This window comes from Acidithrix sp. C25, from assembly GCF_904848545.2.
Window position 1 is genome coordinate 1,052,614 of record NZ_CAJHCI020000006.1, and the last position, 18,807, is coordinate 1,071,420.

Genomic DNA, 18,807 nt, shown 5'->3' on the forward strand with positions numbered 1-18,807 from the left:
GAAATATACAGATCTCCAGTGCCTTGGGAAGAGGCACTTTTATCGGTACGAACAACTATTATTTAGCCCACTTGGTCGGATCAATTATTTCCGCTTTGGGCACGACAAAAATACGTCGATGTTAACGGTATTCCCACCTTGAACTCAGGTGGTGGGTGACGCAGCGGCGTAAATATAGTAGAGGGAAGCTGGTCAATTCGGATGAGAGTATCGGTTTTTGGCGCAGGGTACGTGGGACTCGTAACGGCTGTTGGCCTGGCAGAAATCGGTCACTCCGTGACCGTAGTTGATATCGACCCCAAGAAGGTTATGTCCGTTCAAGAAGGCCGTGTTCCTTTCTATGAGCCTGGCCTCAGCGAAATGCTCTTCCGTAACCTCCAGCAGGGACGGTTTCGTATAACCAGCGATTCATCTGAAGCTCTCAATGGGAATGCTCTTATCTTCATTGCAGTAGGAACTCCTCAATACGATGACGGTTCACCCAATCTCGATTACGTCTTCGGTGTCGCTGAACAGATTGGCAATCTTATCGCTGACGCGTCAACGATTGTCGTAAAGTCCACGGTTCCGGTTGGAACGTGTGACGTCGTATACTCCAAGATCAACGAGGCGATTCGAAAGCGTGGGCTTGAATTTGAATGCGACGTGGTCTCTAATCCTGAATTTCTCAAGGAGGGCTCGGCACTTGAGGACTTTATGAAGCCAGACCGAATTGTCGTAGGCTCAGACTCACCAAGCGCACTGGTTAAGATGCACGAACTCTATGAGCCATTTCAACGTCGGGAGCCGGTCCTTATGGAGATGCAGACGCGGTCTTCAGAGCTCACGAAATATGCCGCGAACGCAATGCTTGCAACCAGAATCAGCTTTATGAACGAGATAGCGCATCTCGCTGATGCAATTGGCGCAGACATTGAAGACATACGCATGGGCATTGGTTCAGATCCTCGCATTGGATCATCGTTTCTCTACGCAGGTGCAGGCTATGGTGGATCGTGCTTTCCCAAAGATGTCAAAGCCCTCATACATTCCTTTGATAGGGTTGGTCTTGATCCGATGTTGCTCAGATCTGTCGATACCGTCAACAACCTCCAAAAAGAACTTCTCTTCGAACTAGTGTCAGATTACTTTGATGGCAGCCTACTAGGCAAGACCATTGCCATCTGGGGTCTAGCGTTCAAACCAGATACGGACGATATGCGAGAGTCTGTCAGCATACCGCTCATTCAAAGCCTCGTCAATGGGGGTGCCCGGGTCAAGGCCTATGATCCTGTTGCAATGGAAAATGCTCGCACTATTTTCTGCGACGCGACGAATCTTGAGATGGTTGATGCCATGTACACAGCAGTTGAGGGTGCTGACGCTCTAATACTCGTCACCGAGTGGAAGCAGTTTCGTGCTCCTGACTTCGAACTCATAAGCAAGCTTATGGTTTCGCCAGTGGTCTTCGACGGGCGTAACCAGTGGAATCCTGCGAAGTTAGCATCACTTGGATTCACCTATAGAGGAATCGGCAGAGGCTCTAACACGCTGTCATAGGGGGGTTCCCTGCCAGAAGTACAGCTACCAAGGATATTGTCCAGAACCATCTAAAGGAGTATGACATTGAGAAACCTCGTCACCGGTGGCGCAGGATTTATTGGATCCCACCTCTGCGATTTACTCATTGCTCAGGGCGAGTCAGTCATTTGTTTAGATAACTTCAGTACAGGTCGGATGGAAAATATAGAACACCTGATTGACCACCCTCATTTTGAGCTACTGGAGTGGGACGTCGAAACCCCATACGAGGTTGAAGTAGGCAGGATCTATAACATGGCCTGCCCGGCCTCACCGCCTCACTACCAGAGCAATCCAATCAAAACGACTAAGACGAGCGTCTTTGGTGCGCTCAACGCTCTTGAGCTTGCGACTCGTACGGGTGCTCGAGTGCTCCAAGCCTCAACTAGCGAGGTCTATGGAGATCCCTTGGAACACCCACAGACCGAGTCGTACTGGGGTCATGTGAATCCAATTGGCATCCGTTCATGTTACGACGAGGGGAAGCGGGTTGCTGAATCGTTATTTTTCGATTACCACCGGACGCATGGGACTGACATCAGAGTGGTGAGAATATTCAATACGTATGGACCAAGAATGAGGGAAGATGATGGTCGTGTCGTAAGTAATCTCTTGTCTCAGGCTGCAAGAGAGCTTCCACTGAGCGTCTACGGATCTGGACAACAAACGAGAAGCTTCTGCTATGTAAGCGATCTCGTTCGAGGTATTTATGGAGTGATGGACGCTAGTCGTGTCCCTGGTCCCTTCAACGTGGGCAATCCCATTGAACGCACGATCCTCGAGATGGTTGAATATGCCAAGAAACTCTCAGGCAAGGATCTATCAACCACATACATGGACCTGCCACTCGATGATCCCAGGAAGCGGAAACCTGACATCTCCCTCATATCCAAAGAGATCAGCTGGGAACCAGTTGTCTCCCTTGAAGACGGCCTCGCACTCACATACGAATATTTTGCTGGAAGGGTTTGAAATGAAAGTTAGCATAATTATTCCCTGCTACAACGAGCTCGCGACGATCGAGGAGAGGGTCTTAGTCACAAGGATCAACAGAGGGCGGTTTCAAATAGATAGCGCAAGGAATTCTTCGCGGAGCTGGAGCACGCAATTTACCCCAGAAATGGTCTCGAGACTCAACGAGAGGAGACTATCCCTTATTGCGTCAGCCGCACCACGGTTCACTTCACCGCCGAGACCCTAGTTTTACTTGCTAAAGATAACCTCAACATAGGAAAACCGCTTTACACTCCTCGATCGAGCCATCGATCGATACAATGTCAACCGCCCTGGTTCTCAACCCTAGGCGGTTTTGAACCAGGTGCTTCAGTACAATCCGGTAGTTCGAAGCTTGATTTATTTTTTAACATAACAACGTTCACTAATAGGGTCAAGTCGAGCTTCATTGTGGCATCAGAAAGGTTAACCCATGTGTCTTTCATGCTCATCCATGCGACAAACGACCATGTCCCAAAATAAAGACGCTTCTCTACATGCACTACTCAGCACAGTGAGACCGACATGAAACAAATATCCGAGACAAGCGTTCCATAATCCTTCTTGGCCAAGAAGCAAGCATCAATGCATCGAGACTCTAAGGGCTGGTAGTTGAATAACAGTAACCTCAGAATCCAGCTTTCACCTCTTTCTTGCGGGTATAGTATGCTATACCCAAGCCAATGATCCTACTAGGTTGATGCCAAACTTGCATCAAGCCGAGATCGATAAGCCGCTTGTGAATGGTATCGAAATGTTGATCTGGCACCGGGTGGTATTCAATGAAGAGGTGGTTTACGCTTTCCCAACAGGAGTCGGGCGACGAATAAATCGCCTCGTATTCCCCTCCATCACAGTCCATCTTTACGATTTCAGGTGCCATCTGACATTGACTCACTGCGGTAGCAAAACTAATAGTTCGAATCGGCACAGGATGAGAACCAGGAAAAGCATACGTCGAGGAGATACAGGATGCCTCACCCTCCTCAAAAAATTTAGTCTCACCGTCCTCGGAAGCAATTGCGGCACCTAACACTCGCACGCGATCAGCAATACCATTTGCGGCAAGATTACGTTCCAGCCAGTGACGAGTCGAAACAGACGGCTCCACACATGTAAAACTCGCATCCGGTAGGTAGTCGGCTAGGACGCAAGTAAAAGCTCCGACATGCGCTCCGATATCAAGTACCGATTTCACGGAAGGAGGCAAATCAAGGTCTCGAAGCCGATAAACATCATTGCCAACAATTTCGTAGATCGGCTCGCAAGCGAGAGTATTTGGCGACCGTAATTCAACACCTCGACGGGTGCGCAATATGAAAACATCATCCGGCTTATTCCACCCAAAACGCCGTTGAATGGTCGATGACAGCACGTTTGGCCAGTTTCTAGTGTGCTCAACGATTTTGAGCGTAAGGCAGGACTTGGTGTAGAACAAAGCGGCACGCTGAACAATACCGCTCGCGTTTGCAGAATTCACCTTAGTAGAATCTGTAGGAATCCACTGGCTGGTGAATCGATTCCCACGGAAGTAATGTCTGAGCATGGCAACAAGCCTAGCAGCCGCATAGGCGACCGCCCAATGAGGCTTGCGAACTGCCCTGGTTGCCAGCACTATCCACCGGTCTCGAACTGCAGTCCTGAGTTTTTGTTCAGGATCAATTTCTCTAGAGACCGACACATCTTGGAAGAAGCGATATGTCTGAAGATAAAAATCCCTGTAATTTCCGGCCGGTGTTACCAAGACCTTAGCATCCCAGGCTGAAAAAACTTTTAGTTGATGACGCCGGACAAAGTCAGCCAATTGGACATCGTCCGTTATGACTGAGCTCGACCCCCACGAAAAATCCTTGAGTCCACCAACTCTATAGCCAAAGAACCTACCGTATACTCGGGGAGCAGTGTCCCCACTACGGCGAGCAAGTGCCGTAACCGCTTCAAGTTGGAAAAGTGAGCTCCACCGCCCAAAAACGGCGCCTTCTGGACGATCAACCCCCCACACAACTGCTAGCTCAGAATCAGTAGCGAAGGGATGCAAAAGGGCTTTCAGGCTCTCCTTCTCAATTCCGACGTCAGCATCAACCACTACCACAACATCCTCATAAGGTGCGGTAGCCACAAGACTCTTGTGCCAAGATCCAAGGTTCTCTGCTTTACCTCGTCTTCTAGGCGAAACGACAATCCGCACGGCAATTCCCGAATGGATAGACGACCATGCCTCAACTGCCTCTACCGTACCGTCATCGCTGCAATCGTCGAGTAGCACGAACTCAGCCCAGCTCCACCCAGTTGGTAACGCTGCGGAAACGGCTGAATCAAGACACCTCGTGATACTCGCAACTTCATTAAATGCTGGTATCACGAGATGACATCTCCGAGGCGTAATGTTCATGTCTTTACCACTTTCAAGTCCGAACATGGTGAAAACTCTAACAGCAAAAAGCATCATACTTATCAAGTTTCGTAAGTTTCGCCTCCACCGAGACCAGATTGGAGCTAATCTTTAGTAGAACAGATGTTCGATTAAGGAGGCATGGTGGATATCTCAGGCTTTATGGTACGCTTCGCTTCAGAGGAAGCATGTGAAGATCATTTGATCAAATTGCGGTGGAAAGAGGGATTTAGATGCCCAAAGTGTGACTCTGACCAGTTTACCTTAATCAGGCCAAACCATCGAAGAAATGCAGCATCTCGAGCTCCACTTTTTCAATGTAAATCTTGTCACCGTCAAACTAGCGTTACCTCCGGAACCATCTTCCATCGAAGCCATATCTCTTTATCCAAGTGGTTCTCCGCTATCTATCTATTGTCCAACGACAAGCGTGGTCTTTCGGCTACTACCATTGCTAAATTCGTTCAAGTATCTTATTCGACTGGCTGGTTGATGCTAAATAAGCTACGAAAAGCAATGGCTGACCGAAATGGTTTATATAAACTTGGAGGAAACGTCCAGGTAGATGAGTTCTTTTTAGGTGGTGAGAGCCATGGCGAAGGCAGAAGAGGAAAGGGAACAAAACAAACCAATGTCCTAATTGGAGTGTCGATTAGCAATGGTGCTCCTACTCATTGCTTCATGGAAGTAATCAAAGATACCACTGCTAAATCATTCAAAGATGTTTTTGTGAGACGTTTAGATTCCGATACCAAGCTGATAAGTGATGGTAACCCAAGTTACGGGGTATGTGCTCGAGACCTTGGACTAGCGCATTCGATCACTCTATCCAAAGACGAACAAGCACATGTAACATTCAAATGGCTCAACATCCTGATAGGGAACTGCAAGAAATTTATCGACGGAACATACCACGGACGTGAGGAACATAAGCAACTTTACCTCGAGGAATTCGCATACCGATTCAACCGAAGGCACTTTGAAATGTCCTTGGTAGAGCGACTTCTCAATACATGTGTGTTTGCGTCTCCACATCCGCTACTCCGCGAATCTGATTCCAAAATGGCTCTTGCTTACGAAACTTGATAAGTATGAAAAGCATTTCCAATCAACATAATAGTCATCGCCATTCAGCATGATATGCTCGCAAACGCGATTATAAGGAAGGTGAATTCATCCCGTTTCCTACAGATTCACAGCTGACAGTTACGACAAAGGCTCAACTCAGAAGACACCAACACCACCTATGCGCCTGGTGGTACCCCGTTCCGAATCTTTCGCCTACGTTCTCCCCACAAAAGCGCTGCGGCAGGGAATAACATCACGACCGTCAGCAGAATAGAGTCCTTGAGTTCAGCCCGCGCTGGAATACGAGAAACGATGGAGGCTATCACTCGCACGTTATCGGTTGTCAACCATCCATTCCGTAGTCCATCCACTATAACGTGTGTTGTGCCCAGAGGAGACGGAAATGACGAAGCATACCCTTCGTTTCCAATCACCAGGTGGAGAGAATTAGAAGGCCGCCTAGGAAGTCCTATTGCATATACAGACGGAACCTCACCGACTGAGCGCGCTATGAAGTTTGCATATTGAGTAACCGTTTGCGTACCGATCGTAGGTGCATCGGCATAGACGAAAAGAGAAATGGATTGAGCACCGGAGTCGGGTGTCACAATCGACGTATTCGAGCGCCAGGTAGCTCCCGGCGACACTACGGATGACGAGATAGCTTGAACAGAGGCACACCGTCCGATCGGCTCCTCCCAGAGGCAAATACGTGGAAGACTTCCCGAAAGCGATCGGGCCGTATACCGAAGGAAAATATTGCCGCCGTGCCAATTAAGTAATGTAGATTCACAAGCTGCGTCAATGGAAGCATAAAGGGTGAGGGCGGGCAATCCATTGGGTGTTTGATTCCTTACTACGTGTGCACCTAGTTGTTGAGCTGAGCGAACTGGCAGGAAATTGTCACAATTTCCCACCTTTCCCCATTCTCCACTTCTAAAGTCCCCGTTGGAGATCAGAGATTCTCCAAGCGGATACGAAACTGTAGCAGTTCGTTGACCGTGATTCAGCGCCGATATGTTCACGTTAGGAGAAGCAGCACGGGGCAGAGTTCCTACCAAGAGGGGCTTAAACGTCCACTCAGTTGGGCTAGGGAGTACGATCCTTCCGACCAAGTCCGACGATGTTACGACGTCCGAAGAAAGCGGAGGGAACTTCACGATTACGTCATGTCCAACGAGTGGCGACGAATTCACTAAAGCAATGTGTCTTGGCAACAAAGCTAATAACGCAAGATCAGGGGACGCAGATGAAATTGTAGCGAACCCAGTCGCAGGCTGGTCGAATGAATTGCTCAACCCATAAATTGAAAGCTGCCCAAAACGACGAATCAGGTGCATTGCAGGATCGTTTGCCAAAGCTGAGTTGAGTGCTCCTGGAGAAGAAATATTCCGACCGGAAAAATGACTTTCTATGTCACCTCTTACGAGAACGTTCGGAGTACCAACGGCCAAGAGGATACGAGCCGCTTCAGACCAATTATGAGCCAAGAGAGCAGAATTCTCGACCTTCACCGCGCTCAGAAGTTCGTTTGAAACGCTGAAGTACCCTTGCCCGCTCGGAACAATGACGTGCCTATCTAAAAGATTCACAATAAACCCATCATTTCCATAATACCACGTATAAGGCATTTGATAGAAATCGTCCGGAGGAAGAACTAGGAGGGAGCCTCTGGGTGCTGCCTTTGAATTCAAATAGGAAGCAGCCGTTTCCCAATATTTAGGGACAGCGACATGTGTCGATGGGAAACCCTGCCTAGGACCAGGCACAACAGAACCTGTCCACAGGGGGAAAGCCGACAATAATGCGACTATCACTGCTCCAATAGCAAACCAAGGTACGACAGATACTTGGAAATAACGTCTCCCAACCGTACTCCAATGAACAGGCAGTGCACGTACAGGAGCATAAGTTCGATCTATGAGAATGCCAATCAAAAGCGCATATCCCAGTGCTGCGACGAGCAAGAACCTGCCAGGCTCCCGAAGAAGCCATCCGTATGGAAGATGGTAAAGAGGGTCAAAGAGTATAGAGCCAGGCGGCCGAGTACCATTGCTAAGAAAAATAAGGCCAAGCACGGAAATCGCGAGTAAGCCTCCCAATCGAGTCAACTGCAAAACACCTAACCGGTCTCCAACTTTACGGCGCAAAGCGAGCTGCAAAAATGCCAAGCAAGGGATCAATGACCGAAGGAGCGATAGCGGGACATTCCTAAACAGATGGGAGTACGGAAAGTACGCGCTGTAACTCCACGCCCATGAAGTATTGAGCCAGAACGCATTTGCCAGAGTCGAACGAGACTCAGTAAAAGCCCATGCCGACAGCCCCGAAAGACCTCCTACATTAATCGACGAAGTCGATAATAAAGCAGGGATTAGCCAGTACGACGACGCCGCTCCAGCAAAAAATCCCGCAACAAGAAGACCAAATAAAGCTTTCGCCGCAGCTGAGCGGCCGAAGCGTACCCAGACCAAAAGCGGCGTCGCCATAAGAGTAAGTCCCAACATACCAACCAACGGTGGATTGGCGTAAGTAAATCCAATCAGCGGAGAAGCAATAAGAAAAGCCAAGATGAGTTGCCATCGCCTAAATGATCCTCGTCCGTAGGCAATTACAATGGCGGGAAGCCCTGCAGTCAAGACCATCGCAACAAGAAATACGACATTAATCCCAACCAGAGTCAGCGTCAGCGGGTTGAAGAAGTAAAAAATCGCAACAACCACTCCGGCCAACGGTGACATCCCTAGGCTCCGGGCAAGGCCCGAAGCAGCTACCATAATTCCTGCAACAAGAAGTGAGAGTCCTATTCGCTGAGCCAACGCCCCTGAACCGCCAGCTAGGTGCACAATCTTAAAGAGTGCAGCGTAGGGAAGCTGGTTTTGATTGGAAACTGGTCCGCCGAGGTTACTTCCTGACCAGCCGTAAGTATCAAAAATACGCCCAATCCAAGCCGTACCGATTGGCGGCGATATATCCCCTCCTGCAATCACAGTTCCCGCACGAAACCAGGCTTGGCTTATTATCAGACCAAAACCAGCCAGTCCCACAAAAGTCCAGCGCCAGGGGAGCGCTCGAGCTTGACTCTGAGGTAGCGAAATCTCTGAGGTTGGAACTTTATCAAGATTTGTTCTTCGAGCCACCAAGAGAACGGCCGAAACCAGCAGAGCAAAGAACCCCAAATCCGAAAGCGCATACTGTATCGGTCCGGATCGGAGTTGCTCAGAAATCACGATCGCAACAAGGCCAACAGCTCCGATAATCCGTCGAAAATAATCCTTATTTTCAACCAACCTAGCCCTAGGAGATTCCGGACTAATATCTATTGAAGTCTGGGTCGTACTCAACCATTGCCCCTAGCAAGGCGCCTCTTAACGACCTGAAGTGACACCGATAGCTTCCTGAATTGATGTATCGAAATCGCCACCAAGACGGCAAATGCTTCACCGATCTTTAGCGCAAGTAGTCCCAACCCTAGAAGAGAAGTGTAGGTACTTGGCTCCTTCAACCACGGTCGCCGCGAAGCCGTGACTATGCCAGAAGCACCATGCTTGGACGCATAACGCAACAGGCCGACCCCATAGTACGCCTTTTTCTTACAGGCATCGAAATATCGAACTCGCCCTTCGTCATGAAGAATTACAGTTTCCACTCTCGAGCGTGGTCCCTCGGAGTACGATCTAAGACCAAGGTCCCAATCCTCCGGGCCTGTCAACGATTCATCAAATCCCCCTACTAAGTCAAAGACATCCTTTCGATAAAATCTTGGTGCTTCGATGGCATCGTTCCCCAAATAGAAGCTACGTTCGTACTCCCTGACCTCCGTCCAATAGCCCTGGCCGATGGTTCGTTCCGGTACGGTCACGCTTACCGCACCTTTGCCGACTTCGATCAGCACTTTCTCAACGAGATCTGAGGGACAAATCATATCCGAGTCAATAAAACCCAAAATCTCCGCAGGTGCAGCAGATGCTCCAATATTTCGTTGAGCAGAACGTTCTGGTCCGCTATCGATGACGACATCTGCAAGCTCCAATGCAATATGCCGACTCGAGTCTAACGAAAAATTATCCACTACCACCAGCGTACAAGGGTTACTTTGATGGCGAATGGACTCCAGACAAGCTCGCAAAGTCCGCTCAGAATTACGAGTAGGGACAACGATCGTAACTTTTTCAACCACCTGGTCTCCTAGTCCTACTGATTTATCAAAGATCCAAAGAGATTGTTGCAACCGACCTTCGTTCATCAGATCATCAATATACCTTACTCCTTCGCAGAACGGGGCTTAGCAGGGCCTTGCTTACGAATTTTGTATTTCAGGAAAAGTAGCAGTAGCAAAATACTGGTCCTGATAGTCGACGATTGTTGAATTGTGTGTAAGCGCTGCGCGCTTATGCAAATTTCAATAGCCGTCCTTGAACAAATTGGCCGTACTATGAAGTAATCAAAGGGTTAAAGAGTTCACAATCGTCCAAAAATTACCCCAAAGTCGCTAGATCTTGCAACTACTCCGAACTTTATTCAAAATTGGTGAAATTACTACCAATTGGGCCTAGGAATTCAGCTATGTTGAAATCTGCATTGTTAAGCGGAGTGCCGTGTCGCGTTTGGTGAGTAGTTCCAATTTGTTATAATCAAGTGGTGAGTGGGGCCAATCCAGTCAAGCATTTCCAGGCAGCTTAGAATGTGTGAAGGAACTAATTTATTGGAAGGCTCCGTCGCTAATCCAACGGTGAGAAACTGTCCGCTTCAGGTTTCTGCTGCAACTCAACTAGAGCACCCTCACTATTGGCTAAAATCATTTCAGCCACCTTTGACCATTCGACAACACCATCGACGAAGACATTCTGGGCGCAATTTTCGTCGAAATAATGCCCAATTTTCATTGCTAGATCTGTCGTCTTCGGTTCAATTTGAAGACCACCAGAAGCAGCAATAGAATCCCTCAAGCCCGCCACATCGTAGCCGATAGAAACAGTTCCGACGGATGCCGCCTCTGTTACCACGAGCCCCCAGCCTTCCCTCACTGACGTTACTAAAAGTGCGTGTGCCCGACCCATAAGTTCGAACTTCTCCTCCTCGCTAACGCGACCATGAAATACAACATCCTCGGAAGCCCGTCGACGAAGTCGGCTCTCCATCGGCCCCGTTCCAACAACCCACATCTTCGCGGAAGGAATATCCCTCTTAACCCTCTCAAAAGCCGCAATAGCATGATCCGGCCTTTTATTTTTGGACAAACGCCCAACATAGATCAACGTTGGGACTTCTTCTTTCTCAAAGAGCTTGGGACTCACCCGCAACAAGTCCGAGCCTTCTGGCACCACAACAACATTTCGAAGCCCATACTCTTCAAGTGATTCCTTGGAAGATTCCGAAACCGTTATCGTCAAAACATCTCTATAGCTCGACAACCATTTTGGCTCTAAAATATATCGACCCACGGAGGAAATGGGGAATGGGTACTCATAACCCCACACTTCCTTACAAACTTGGTGTATCAAAGCCATAATTGGCACATTCTTTACAAATTTTGGCGTCATGAATGGACGTGTATTTACTTCGTCGATCACCAGATCAAAGTTACCGATACCCTCATTCAACCAAAAGCGTCGTGCCTCTCGATACACACTGTGCTTAGTTCCCCGACGCACAATGTTGTATCCGCCAGCAGCAAGATCATGCTCTAGCAGATCTTCAACAGCCGCACAAAATAGAGTTACATCATGGCCCATCTTGACCCACTCAGTCGCAACGCGGTCGGTATAAACCTCCGCGCCACCACTTCGAGGATTTGATAAGTCTTTCCAATTGAAAATAAGAACCCGCACGAATTAAGCCTCCGAAGGCATGATCAGTTGAGAATTTGATGATTCTCGATAAATTAATCCACGTTCCACTTGGTCGTAGTAGCGGACGAAATGAAGTCGATAGAAAATGCCCAGCGTGTCGAGTAGCATTCCTTTGACCGCACTCAAAGAAACGGTCGACGATATACGATCCCTAATGACGACAGGCATATCAGCCACATTGACGAATCCCAGTGTTTTCGCAACGACGAACATCTCTAGGTCGAATGAAAAACGCTTCTCTACCATGAGGGGGAGCACCGCTTCAACAACCTCACGCCGCGCAAACTTGATGCCAGTCTGAGTGTCAGGAACCGATATCTGGAAAAGAGCTCTAACTAGCTGTTGATATCCCCACGAATAGATTCGCCTTATTGGGGGATAAACAACCTGTGAATCCGTATGTCTTTTATTGCCGACTACAAAATCTACATCTGAGCTTCGCATTACTTCGACGAAATTTAATACCAATTCGGCTGGTATATCGCCATCTGCATCAATAAACCCTAGGTATTTTCCGACACCTCTCGACAGGCCAGCACGCAACGCATCGCCCTTGCCACAGTTCTTTACAAATTCAACAATCCGGACATTATCCAATGCGAGATCAGAGAGCGCTCTACAAGAACCATCTGTAGAACCATCAGACACCGCGATGATCTCAAACGATACTTCCGCACCTACGAGAACATTGACGAGCTCCGAAACGTGAGTAACGAGTGCGTTTCCTGGATTGTAAAAAGGAACCACAATGGATAGGTCGATCTCCGACGAATTGCTCAATGGGGCAGGAAATTCCTGCGTATCAGGATCCACCTTCAAAGGGGACGACAACATTGCGTGGATCAAAGGTACGAACATCGCGCCAAGAACAACAAGGGATACAATAAAAACCCCAAGCGCCAGGGAAGTCATTGTGGGCTTCACAAAGAACTGCAACAAAACATTTAGAGGAATCGCCGCCCAGGGAAGCAAGGCAAGGAGTGAACGTCGAGCTATAAACGTATAACTCAACAAGCCAATTACACCTAAGATGGCTGCCTCAAACGCCAGTAGGCGTAGTGCGGTCGTACCTACAAGAAATTGGTGACCAAACAAAACACCCAGAACCAACGACGGAAGCATGAAGATGACCAAGGCGGTTGCGAATCCCACCAAACTGACACCTACGAGCGCCCATCTAATCGCCCTACGTGCATCATGAGTATCTCCGCTTCCCCCCGTTATTCGAGGTAGGGCCACCATGGCGATTGCACCTGGCGCAAAGAGGGCAATTCGACTCGCAGTTGACGAAGCGGCATAGATTCCCGCTGTGTGGCTACCAAGGTAATGCCTCGCAAGAAAAGAGTCAACGCTTGCCATAGCCCAATAACCAGCTAGTGCTCCAATTGAAAGAAGTGCATCGACGACCGAAACCCTCAACTTAACGCCACTCTTTTTTCTCATCGAAACAGAGAGAACTGGTACGAGCAAAATTAACGTCAGCAAGGTTTGGCCAAGCACACTCGAGAACAAGGCGCCATCTAAGCCAAAGCCAAAGTGTACGAGCAGAACCCCAAAAAAGAGTCGACCGATAATCGTGCCGAGAAAATTAGCGGCTGCTACCCATCCAAACCGATTTTGCCCAATCATGACACCTTGTAAAGTGGCACCTAGAACACTCGGAGCCAACGAGGAGAGTGTCAAGAGCATCGGAAACAACGTTCCAATTTGGAGGTACCTATTAAAGATTGGCGCTCCTAGCGCTAAGACTAAGACCGAAACAATTCCAAGTGCAATTGACTTCAGAAGAAGAGGATTCGGGTTGAAGTCTTCTCCAGCGCGCACAGCCTTTGACACTCTTGAGGTCACTGCGACTTGCAGAGCACCAATTGGGACACTCAAAACTAAGGTCACATTTAGTAAGGCACCTAAGATGCTGTAATTAGATGGACCGATAGATCTGCTTATAACAGCGTGAAAGATAAAATTTGAAAGACCCACGGCGCCTGAGGCCGCAAAGAATGCCAAAGCACCCTTGTCTACGGTACGTAATCGGTTTAGGATAACCAATACATCCACTCCACTTTGGGAACAAAGATCTGAGGGTCCTTTTGTGAACCGTCTCAGGTAAGAATTAAGTTGTGATTCAGCATCGCTGAAATTAGCTGGCTTGGCATACGCCTCCTGCGGAAACGTATGCCAAGCAAACCGAAAAGCTAGTCAGCTATACCGACAACTGGAGAGTTAAGCTTGGTTCCGCCTTCGGAACCTGCATAAGGTGCATCACCAAAGGAGAAGATGCCGCCATCAGATCCGACGAGCCAGTAGCCCATTCCGTCTGAAGTTGGCAAAATCCCTTTTACGGGTGCATTCAAAGTCTTACCACCCATTGAACCGAAGTAGCCGGCATCACCAAAGGTAAATACACCACCGTCGGAAGCTACGAGCCAGTAGCCCTTGCCATCTGGGGTAGCTGCAATGCCTACGACTGGATTATTGAGCTTCGTGCCGCCCATTGAGCCCATGAATGGTGCATCAAAGGAGAAGACACCACCGTCGGAAGCTACGAGCCAATAACCGCCTGTGGCTGGATCGCTTACCATTCCAACGATCGGCTTATTGAGCGAAACGCCGCCCAATGAACCGTGAAATGCTGCGTCACCAAAGGAAAATACGCCACCGTCGGAAGCTACGAGCCAGTAACCCTTGCCGTCTTGAGTAGGTGCAAATCCTACGATTGGCTTATTGAGCATTTGACCGCCCATTGAGCCATAAAAACCAGCGTTACCAAAGGTAAATACGCCACCGTCAGAAGCCGCGAGCCAATATCCATTACCAGCAGAATTGGTCGTGGTCGAGAGTGTATCAGCCCCACCTACAACCGGCTTATTGAGCATTTTGCCGCCCATTGAGCCATAAAAACCAGCGTTACCAAAGGTAAATACGCCTCCGTCAGAGCCAAACAAACGATATGAAACCGTACTTTGCGTTGGAGCAGGTGGCGTTGCCGTCGTTCCATAACCATATGGCGAGCCGTATCCAAAGAAGGTAGGCGTAGCGGAAAATGCCCCTGTGAATATCAGCGAAGCACCGCTACCAATAACTAATGCTCCTCCAGCAATCGATAGCGCCACGTTTCGCTTTAGCAACTTGATCATACTATTGAACAAACGGTCCTCCCATTAACAAACGTCCGAGGGACAAATTTTCCCAAGAAACCAAAGACTGACCTTATACTAGCGACAAAACGCCTTTGCAACGTCCTAATTAGTCAGCAAATATATTTTAAAAAAGTAAACATTACACATCAATATGATTACATAATAAAACTTATGATCGCTCCTTTACGTTGGATCGAACAATGGGCGGGGCCCACCAACAAAGGCTTTACCTTAAACAATTAACCGCTATCTACAGTCGTCTACCTTTTAGGTAGCTTGAAGCCTCTTGGGCAACTGAAACAGCTGATGCGGGTTCCGAAAATCTGATCACACAATCCACACCTTCCGCCCGCGATGTCAAGACGGACCTCTAGAATTCCCCATTTACTCCAGCTGGTGGCCTTTGAGAGTGGAACTAACTTATTTTTCCAAAAACACTATCGCTCCTGACGTGGATAAACGGCTTAAGGCAATTATTTACGACGCCACTGAAGGCACCTACCTATTATCGACTGAATTCCTTCAAAGATTTAGCAAAGCCTTTCCTTATCTTTTGTTACAACCATCTACCAAAGTGATGAATCAGACGTCGAGCACTTCTTGATACTTCCATACTTGAAAATCGTCTGAATACACGAAATATTGATCATGACTAAAGGAAATGTTGACATTCGAAGAACCTTTCAACGGCCTAAAGTAAGTTCTCATTAGCAACTAACTTTGAAATGAAATAGAAACCTAAAAGAGGTCCTTCGATATTGACCGATTCGAAATCAAACCCACCCAAATACGCCATTTCACTACACGTGGATGGATAGGACGCCCCTCGACAATTAGCATTGGGCACAAATGACTCCCGATTTACAAGACATGAACCAAATTGACAGGGAAAAAAGACGGTTTTCCGATTATGTACTCGAAGGAAGCGGCGACAAGGGCATCGCACTCATAACTGCTCTTTTGCTTTTTATCCTCTTCGATGCACCCCTCTGGTTGCATTCGAACCTATTCTTGCTCGATTGGGTACTTCCAAAAAGACAGCCATTACTAGACCCGACACTCCTTGGCCTGAATACAACGGGCATTTCCAGCGGTGCGGTGTTTTCCACGCTCATAAAGGTAGTTCAAATCTTCGCTGGAGGCTACACGACGGATCTGGTCCTCTTAACCACTTTCATCTGCGGATCCTTAGGAATTTTTAAACTCATCAGCACTCGCTCGCCTTCAGCGAAGATAGCTGCCACAACCCTATTCCTCTATAACCCGTTTGTCTTTGATCGCCTTTACGTAGGGCAACTCTCGCTTCTTGTTGGATATTCACTTCTGCCGCTATCGTTTGTCTATTTGAAGTCAATCACCGACAAAAGGGGGTGGCTGAGGTTCGGAGTCGTATGGTCAATTATGATTCTTGCAAGTCCTCACTACTTTTGGATCGTTGGCATAGTCGTACTCGTCTTCATGATTGCGAGCATCAAAAGAGGCGAAGTCATCGTTGGCACTTTAAAGGCTGGGGTTTTTGTAGCCGCCTCGATGGTCTATCAGTTGATTACCGTCCTTATAAGTGGTGCAAACGGCGTCGTCACATCCGCAAATCTATCGGCGTATAGAACTTCCGGTTCGACCTGGTATGGCGCATTAGGCAACCTAATAGGACTCTATGGTTTTTGGCGGCGCGGCCCAAAACTCGCCCGAGATATCATCGTTGGCTGGCCGCTTATTCTCGTCTGCATCTTATCCATCGCGGCGTTAGGCATCTCTGTAATATTTGCGAAGAGAAAGTCGATCGATGATGGCAGGCCAAACCATGTAAATGTGCCAAACTACCGTTTCGAAAAAATCCTCCTACTATCATCGCTCTTTGCTATCGTGCTGGCTCTCGGGTCACAAGGTCCTTCAAAGCCGCTCTTCGACACGCTCTTTCGCTATGTTCCAACGTTTGGAGCAATGCGCGAAGCGCAAAAGTTCGATGTCATATGGGCGGTAACTTTGGCCTACTTCTTCGGTATCGGAGTCGATACACTGCTCCTGCGATACGAAGGTAAACACCGTTTCAAAGTAGCAATCGCAATTATTGCCGTCGCACTCCCCTTTGCATATGAACCAGTTGAACCATTCGCCCTAAATGGACAGATTGCATCTTCCAACTTTCCTTCCGATTGGTCGTCCGCTTACAACATTGTTTCAAAGGGAAGCGGCTATTCGTTGTGCCTACCATGGCACCTATACGAAGAATTCAAATTCAGCGGTGGGCGTGTGATAGCAAATCCGTGCGCCAACTACTTTGGGCCAAATACAATCTCGAGCCAAGACGCCGAGTTACCCGGCCTTCTTACTACTAACACCACCTACTACTACGCCTACCTCAACTACCTAATTACCAAAAGCAACTACTTCGCCAACTTCGGTGAAACCCTAAATTCGCTTGGAATCCAATTTGTGATTTTATTCAAGACGGCTGACTTCAAGAACTACTCCTGGCTCAATCACCAATCCGATATGAAACTAGTCTTTGATGGCCCCACGATAGAGATCTACAAGAACCTTGACTTTCAAACGAGCCGCCCCGTAGTCAAAGAGCCCGTCACTGTTAGTTCGTGGGGCTCACTCATCTCCATGGAGCAGACCCAACGCCTTGCCAATACTGTGACTGTGACATCGAGGTTTGAATCTGGTCCAATTACCCCACCAAAATCACCAACCAATCCACAAGTCGTTGGTCGGGCAAAGGTGCGGATCGACCCATACGGTTCAATCTCAGTATCGTCTTCGTCCAACGGATATGTTGAAGTGCCGTTGCCTTGGATAAGGGGTTGGACGTATCAAAACAATGAAGTGCTACCCTCGGCAAGTGGCCAGATCTACCTCTACGTTCACGCCGGTATCTCCTATATAACGTTCAAACCTAAGCACCTGTCACTGATCGGCGATGCAATTTCACTGATAACGTTTGCTTTCGGAGTTCTCTACTTAGTTGCGGATCGTCCGTTTAGGAAGAGACAAACTATTTCATCTGAAATACCGCAACCGAACTAATCTTCAAGTAAGTGGACCTCCCAAGCAAACTTTCGATATTCGACTATGTACCCCCAGTTCATAGAGGTGAAATTTGTCTATCGGATACTTCCAAATGGACGGCATTAGTCATTCGGCCGCGAAAGGAGTTCCGTACTGCGGGGATCCGATAGATCACTTTTTGCACAGGATCGGCAAGAGAAGAGACTTTTAGGTGATAGGTGGCGTCCGATACTTAGGTTAGAACGATGGCATTGCGCATATGGATTGAAAGTTTCCTCTTTGAGCGCGAACCACCTTCTCGTGTCGTCCCTTCGTCGCGCGGTTAACTCGGTTGCAAACAGCAGGCGATCGGCCACAGGCCACGGATCGAGATGAGGTGATATGTCTCTGTTTGCCTTGAAAGCAAGATGGTAGAGAGCGCTCTCACTCAGTCCAAGACGCCCTATGGCGCCCCAAATGGGTCTTGCCACTTTTGCAAGCGTCAATCGGTTTCTCATTGACAGCGACTTCGCTATGGGTAGTTTCGATCACACAGCACTCAGGATCTTCTTAAAAGGCAACGGGGTTATCTATCGACCCCAGAGGACTTCTTCGCCGCAACGTAGCTGATAACCTTGTCGAAACGCTCTCCCTTGATTATCTATCCGTGGTTTTCGTGACATATGAAGACAATCGCGTAGCTTGGCGCCACACTTGAGTACTCGGACATGGTCCGCCTTCGCCTATCATTAACTAATGGATTACTAGAGGTGACGCTTCTTTGGATTGGTGCATCTAGCGTCACGTA

10 protein-coding genes are annotated in these 18,807 nt (G+C 48.3%); 4 read left to right on the forward strand and 6 right to left on the reverse strand.

From position 1 onward, the window contains the following. Positions 1-201 precede the first annotated feature (201 nt). Together ACIDITHRIX25_RS73740 and ACIDITHRIX25_RS73745 are read left to right on the forward strand one after the other, a co-directional pair. Positions 202-1,539, forward strand: a complete 1,338-nt coding sequence (locus ACIDITHRIX25_RS73740) for a UDP-glucose dehydrogenase family protein (RefSeq protein WP_201732693.1) — start codon at positions 202-204, stop codon at positions 1,537-1,539. Between the two features lie 60 nt (positions 1,540-1,599). After that, positions 1,600-2,532 (forward strand): UDP-glucuronic acid decarboxylase family protein, encoded by a 933-nt coding sequence (locus ACIDITHRIX25_RS73745; RefSeq protein WP_201732694.1) that lies wholly within the window; start codon positions 1,600-1,602, stop codon positions 2,530-2,532. Between the two features lie 649 nt (positions 2,533-3,181). Here ACIDITHRIX25_RS73745 and ACIDITHRIX25_RS73750 read toward each other — a convergent pair. After that, entirely contained in the window at positions 3,182-4,945 is a 1,764-nt protein-coding gene (locus ACIDITHRIX25_RS73750) for an FkbM family methyltransferase (protein WP_201732695.1), read from the reverse strand. Between the two features lie 144 nt (positions 4,946-5,089). Between ACIDITHRIX25_RS73750 and ACIDITHRIX25_RS73755 the strand changes: the two genes are divergently transcribed. Next, complete coding sequence (locus ACIDITHRIX25_RS73755) at positions 5,090-6,031, forward strand: IS1595-like element ISAxf1 family transposase (RefSeq protein WP_052604138.1); 942 nt, start codon at positions 5,090-5,092, stop codon at positions 6,029-6,031. Positions 6,032-6,189: 158 nt separating this feature from the next. On the opposite strand, the gene ACIDITHRIX25_RS73760 is transcribed toward ACIDITHRIX25_RS73755, so the two are convergent. From ACIDITHRIX25_RS73760 to ACIDITHRIX25_RS73780, 5 genes are all read right to left on the reverse strand, one after another. Then, positions 6,190-9,357 (reverse strand): alpha-(1->3)-arabinofuranosyltransferase domain-containing protein, encoded by a 3,168-nt coding sequence (locus tag ACIDITHRIX25_RS73760; RefSeq protein WP_201732696.1) that lies wholly within the window; start codon positions 9,355-9,357, stop codon positions 6,190-6,192. Next, a complete protein-coding gene (locus ACIDITHRIX25_RS73765) occupies positions 9,354-10,193 on the reverse strand; it encodes a glycosyltransferase family 2 protein (RefSeq protein ID WP_201732697.1) in 840 nt (279 codons plus the stop codon). Before ACIDITHRIX25_RS73765 ends, ACIDITHRIX25_RS73760 begins: the two co-directional genes overlap by 4 nt. Before the next feature lie 541 nt (positions 10,194-10,734). After that, the gene (locus tag ACIDITHRIX25_RS73770; protein WP_201732698.1) at positions 10,735-11,844 is read right to left on the reverse strand and encodes a glycosyltransferase family 4 protein; all 1,110 of its coding nucleotides are present in this window, start codon (positions 11,842-11,844) and stop codon (positions 10,735-10,737) included. A 3-nt stretch (positions 11,845-11,847) separates the two neighbouring features. Beyond that, the gene (locus ACIDITHRIX25_RS73775; protein ID WP_201732699.1) at positions 11,848-13,914 is read right to left on the reverse strand and encodes a glycosyltransferase; all 2,067 of its coding nucleotides are present in this window, start codon (positions 13,912-13,914) and stop codon (positions 11,848-11,850) included. 146 nt (positions 13,915-14,060) lie between these two features. After that, positions 14,061-15,014, reverse strand: coding sequence for a ligand-binding sensor domain-containing protein (locus ACIDITHRIX25_RS73780; RefSeq protein ID WP_201732700.1), 954 nt, complete (start codon positions 15,012-15,014; stop codon positions 14,061-14,063). Between the two features lie 840 nt (positions 15,015-15,854). On the opposite strand from ACIDITHRIX25_RS73780, the gene ACIDITHRIX25_RS73785 reads away from it, so the two are divergent. Further along, positions 15,855-18,038, forward strand: a complete 2,184-nt coding sequence (locus tag ACIDITHRIX25_RS73785; protein WP_213333410.1) for a hypothetical protein — start codon at positions 15,855-15,857, stop codon at positions 18,036-18,038. The last annotated feature ends 769 nt before the right edge of the window (positions 18,039-18,807 follow it).